At 72.0% G+C, this 4,994-nt stretch carries 6 protein-coding genes; all 6 read left to right on the top strand.

The genetic code is table 11. The features are described 5' to 3' along the window. Nucleotides 1-457 (top strand): ROK family protein (locus ABD844_RS41790; RefSeq protein WP_344891480.1); only part of this gene is annotated, 457 nt, incomplete at its 5' end. A gap of 43 nt (nucleotides 458-500) precedes the next feature. After that, nucleotides 501-1,454, top strand: a complete 954-nt coding sequence (locus ABD844_RS41785) for a carbohydrate ABC transporter permease (RefSeq protein WP_344891477.1) — start codon at nucleotides 501-503, stop codon at nucleotides 1,452-1,454. After that, nucleotides 1,447-2,268: a carbohydrate ABC transporter permease gene (locus ABD844_RS41780; RefSeq protein WP_344891474.1), complete on the top strand. Its 822-nt coding sequence runs from the start codon at nucleotides 1,447-1,449 to the stop codon at nucleotides 2,266-2,268. The genes ABD844_RS41785 and ABD844_RS41780 overlap by 8 nt, the downstream gene beginning before the upstream one ends. A 12-nt stretch (nucleotides 2,269-2,280) precedes the next feature. Beyond that, nucleotides 2,281-3,543, top strand: a complete 1,263-nt coding sequence (locus tag ABD844_RS41775) for an ABC transporter substrate-binding protein (protein WP_344891471.1) — start codon at nucleotides 2,281-2,283, stop codon at nucleotides 3,541-3,543. Nucleotides 3,544-3,595: 52 nt separating this feature from the next. Beyond that, nucleotides 3,596-4,681 (top strand): glycoside hydrolase family 15 protein, encoded by a 1,086-nt coding sequence (locus tag ABD844_RS41770; protein WP_344891468.1) that lies wholly within the window; start codon nucleotides 3,596-3,598, stop codon nucleotides 4,679-4,681. Continuing rightward, nucleotides 4,678-4,994, top strand: a 317-nt coding sequence (locus tag ABD844_RS41765) for a hypothetical protein (RefSeq protein WP_344891465.1), incomplete at its 3' end; no start/stop codon positions are given. The genes ABD844_RS41770 and ABD844_RS41765, both read left to right, overlap by 4 nt.

Raw genomic sequence — 4,994 nt, 5'->3', positions numbered from 1 at the left:
CCGGTGCGGGGCCCGCGGGTGCCTGGAGGCGTACGTCGGCGCGGCGGGCCTGCTCGCCGCCGCCCGCGCCAGGTCGCTCGACCCGGGTTCCACGGCCGCGCTCGGGAGGGCCGCGGCGGCGGGCGACGTGGCCGCGCGCGAGGTGTTCACCGAGGCGGGGACGATCCTGGGCCGGGCCACGGCGGGGCTGATCAACGTGGTGGACCCCGAGGTCGTGGTGGTGCTGGGCGAGGGCACGGCCGACTGGCCGCTCTGGCGTACGGGCTTCGAACCCGCCCTGCGCGCGCAGCTCTACCCGGGACGGCGTGACATCTCCGTCGAGGTGGAGAGCTGGGACGACACGAGCTGGGCCCAGGGCGCGGCGGCCCTCGTCCTGGCCACCCCGTTCGACGCCGCCGGCGCGGCGGGCGAGCAGGGCCGCCTGGTCCGCGCCCGCCTGATCGGGACGACCTCATGAGCGCCCGCCCGGCCGCGACCCGGTGGCCGACCGGAGGCGGGTCATGAGCGTCAGGCAGGTGCTTCCCGAGGCAACGAACGAGGCGCCGAACGAGGCGCCGCCCGCCCACGCGCGGCCCAGGCGGCGCGGCGGATGGCGGTACGCGGGCACGGTCGCGGTGTTCCTGCTGCCCAGCCTGGTCCCGCTGACGCTCTACACGCTGATCCCGATGGTCGCCTCGCTCTGGACCAGCCTGCACGAATGGGACCTCATCACCGACATGCGGTGGGTGGGCCTGGGCAACTACGCCGAGCTGATCGGCGACCCGGACACCAGGGCCGCGTTCCTGCACACGCTGTACTTCATCGCCGGTTACCTGCCCCTCGTCTACCTCGGCGGCCTGGGCCTGGCGGTGCTGCTCAACCGGGCGATGCCCGCGCGCGGCCTGCTGCGCGGCGTGTACTTCCTGCCGGTGATCACGAGCTGGGTGGTCGTCGCGCTGATGTGGAAGTGGCTGCTCAACCCGGCCAGCGGCATCGTCAACTGGGCGCTCGGCCTGGTCGGCGTGAGCGGCCCCGGCTGGTGGACCGACCCCGCGTGGGCGATGCCGTCGGTCATCCTCGCCTCGGCGTGGAAGGACCTGGGCTTCGTGATGATCATCCTGCTGGCCGGGCTGCAGGCGATCCCGCGCGAGTACCAGGAGGCCGCCATGGTGGACGGCGCCACGGCCTGGCGCAGGTTCCGGCACATCACGCTGCCGCTGCTGTCGCCCTCGACGTTCTTCGTGGTGGTGATCTCGCTGATCAACGGCTTCCAGGTGTTCGACCAGGTCCAGATCATGACGGGCGGCGGGCCGGGCGGCGCGACGCAGGTGGTGGTGTCGCAGATCTACGACCTCACCTTCCGCTACGGCCGGGCGGGCATGGCCTCGGCCCTGTCGTGGCTGCTGTTCGCGGTCGTGCTGCTGGTGACGATCGTGCAGATCCGGGGCCAGAGGCGGTGGGTGACCTATGGGTGAGACGCTGCCGGGCAAGCTGGTGCGTTACCTGCTGGTGGGCGTCGGCGCGCTGGTCATGCTGTTCCCGTTCGCCTGGGCGGTGATCACCTCGATCACGCCGAGCGACGCCGTGCTGTCCGTGCCGCCCGACTTCACGCCCGAGGGCGCGAGCCTCGACGCGTACGGACGGCTGCTGGAGACGCTGCCCTTCTGGCGGATCGTGCTCAACAGCGCCTGGATCGGCGCCGCCTCCACCGCGCTGCAGCTCGTCACCAGCGCGATGGCGGCCTACGCGTTCGCCCGGCTGCCCTTCCCCGGGCGGGGCGCGCTGTTCTCGGTCTACCTCGCGACGCTGATGATGCCGCTGCCGGTGCTGGTCGTGCCGCTGTTCATCGAGATGCGGGCGTTCAACCTGGTGGACACGTACTTCGCGCTGCTGGCGCCGACGATCGCCTCGGCGTTCGGCGTGTTCCTGCTGCGGCAGGCCGTCAACCAGGTGCCCAGGGAGTTCGACGAGGCCGCCGTGCTCGACGGGGCCGGGCACTTCCGCATCTTCCTGTACGTGGTGCTGCCGCTGATCCGGCCGGCCCTGGCCACGTTCGCCATCTTCGGCTTCATGGCGAGCTGGAACAGCTACCTGTGGCCGCTGATCATCATCAAGTCGCCCGAGTTCATGACGCTGCCGCTGGGCCTGGCGACGCTGCACGGCCAGTTCACCACCCAGTGGGACGTCGTGATGGCGGGCTCGGTCGTGAGCGTCGTCCCGATCCTCATCCTCTACGTCTTCGCACAGAAGCACGTCATCGCCAGCGTCGCGCAGAGCGGGCTCAAGTAAAGGAATCCCCCCATGTCACGACACATCAAGATCACCGCCGCCGTCGCGGCGGCCGCGCTGCTCGCCTCCGCCTGTGCTCAGGGGTCGGCCACCAGGAGCGTGAGCGGCGCGGACGGCAAGGTGACGCTGCGCTACCTCACCTTCTCCGCCGCGCCCGACCACGTGAAGGACCTCGACACGATCGAGAAGGCGTTCGAGCGGGAGAACCCGAACGTGGACGTCGTCGTCGAGACCGCGCCCTTCGACCAGTACTTCACCAAGCTGCAGACCAGCATCGCGGGCGGCACCGCCCCCGACACGTTCGAGCTCAACTACGAGAACTTCGTCACCTACGCCAGCGCCGGATCCCTGCTCGACCTCGGCACGGTGGGGGGCGACGGCGACAACTCCGTGTACGCCCAGGAGTCGCTCAACGCCTTCAAGCGCGACGGCAAGCAGTACGCGCTGCCCGCCTCGTTCTCCACCGTCGTGCTCTTCTACAACAAGGACCTGTTCAAGGCCGCCGGGGTGGCCCCGCCCACCGCCGCCTGGACGTGGGCCGACGAGCAGGCCGCCGCCGAGAAGCTGACCGACAGGAAGAAGGGCGTGTACGGCGACTTCCAGCCGGTGCAGTTCTTCGAGTTCTACAAGACGGTCAAGCAGGCGGGCGGCGAGTTCCTGTCGGCCGACGGCAAGAAGGCGGCGTTCAACGGCCCGCAGGGCGTCAAGGCCGCCACGTGGCTGGTGTCGAAGGTGGGCAAGACGATGCCGACCGAGGCCGAGATCGGCGGCACCGCCGACTACGACACGAACCTCTTCAAGTCCGGCAAGCTCGCCATGTGGCACAACGGCATCTGGCAGTTCGCGGGCCTGAAGGACGTGCCGTTCGAGTGGGACGTGGTCGTCGAGCCGGGTGACTCGGCCAAGGCCAGCGCGGTCTTCCACAACGCGGTGGCCGCCTCCTCGACGACGAAGCACGGCAAGGAGGCCTGGGCCTGGGCCCGGTTCCTGTCCGCCTCGAACACCGCGGCCACCACCCGCATCCGGTCGTCGTGGGAGCTGCCGCCGATCTCCGACCAGCAGTTGCTCTCCGCCTACCTGCAGGACCCCGAGCCGGCCAACCGGCAGGCGGTCTTCGACTCGCTCGAGTCGATCGCGCTGCCTCCGGTGATCAAGCGCCAGCAGGAGATGCAGGACGCGGTGACCACGGAGCTGAGCGAGGCCGCGGCCGGGCGCAAGTCGGTCAAGGAGGCGCTGGACGCCGCCGCCGCCGAAGTCGACTCGCTGCTCGGCTAGTCGTTTCCCCCTTTTCCTACGCACTCAGGTTCCACGCACTCAGGAGATTTCGTTGTCCCTCGTCGCGCACAGCCTCGACGTGATCAAGACGTTGCAAGCGCCTTCCGGGGCCTATCCGGCCTCGCCCACCTTCTCCGCCTACCGCGGCTACTCCTGGCTGCGCGACGGCGCGTTCATCGCCGAGGGGGTGAGCAGGCACGGCGACGTGGCCGGCGCGGACGCCTTCCACGCCTGGTGCGCGCGGGTGATCGGCGACCGCGCGGGCCAGGTGGACGCGCTGGTTTCCCGGGCGGCGAGCGGCGAGAGCGTCCCGGCGGGCGAGATGCTGCCGACCCGGTTCACGCTGGAGGGCGCGCGGGGCGACGACGACTGGTGGGAGTTCCAGCTCGACGGGTACGGCACGTGGCTGTGGGCGCTGCGCGAGCACGTCGTACGGCACGGCACGGCGGTGCCCGGCGTCGAACAGGGCGTCAGGACGGCGGCCCGCTACCTGACCGCGTTCTGGCAGGTGCCCTGCTACGACTGGTGGGAGGAGCACGTCGAGCACCGGCACGTGGCCACGCTCGGCTCCATCCACGCGGGCCTGCGGGCGGCCATCGCGCTCGGCGTGCTCGGCGCGGCCGAGTCGGCGGCGGCGGCCGAGGCCGTCGAGGGGGTCGCCGGGCTCGTGGAACGGGAGGGCGTCGCCGCGGGCGGTCACCTGCGCAAGTGGCTCGGCAGCGACGCGGTGGACGCGAGCCTGCTGGCCTGTGTGGAGCCGTTCGGGCTGTATCCGGCCGGGCACCCGGTGGGCGCGGCGACCGTCGCCGAGGTCGAGCGGCAGCTCGCCCGCGACGGCGGCGTGTACCGCTACCTCGCCGACACCTTCTACGGCGGCGGGCGCTGGCCGCTGCTGGCCGGGTTCCTCGGCTGGAACCACGCCCGCGCCGGGCGGCGGGCCGAGGCGCAGCGGTACCTGGACTGGATGGCGGCGCAGGCGACCCCGGCGGGTGACCTGCCCGAGCAGGTGTCCGACCTGCTGCTGTTCCCGGAGCGGCGGCGGGAGTGGCTCGACCGGTGGGGCACGGTGGCCACGCCGCTGCTGTGGTCGCACGGCATGTACCTGGTCCTCGCCGGCGAGCTGGGGGTGGGGGCATGATCCGGCACCGGCCCCACGGCTCGGGGCACCCCTACGCGGAGACCGAGGACCAGCGCGTTCCCGCCAGGCCGCTGGACGGCGAGAGCGTGGAGTTGCGGGTGCGCGCGTCGGCGCAGGTGACCTCGGTCGTGTGCGAGTGGGTGGTGGACGGTGCGGCCCCCGTCGAGCTGCCCCTGACCAGGCGCGACGACCCCGCGAGCGCGGACGCCCCCGAAGGCGCGGACGGCGCGGTGGACGGCCCAGTGGACGGCGCGGTGGACGGCGCGGTGGACCGCGGGCACCTGGCCGCCGCGCAGGCGCGGGCGGCCCGTGC

Source organism: Nonomuraea antimicrobica (assembly GCF_039536965.1).
In the GTDB taxonomy this organism is placed as follows: Bacteria; Actinomycetota; Actinomycetes; order Streptosporangiales; family Streptosporangiaceae; genus Nonomuraea; species Nonomuraea antimicrobica.
Note: the sequence above shows the minus strand (reverse complement) of the source record. Positions and strands in the feature narration are given on the sequence as shown.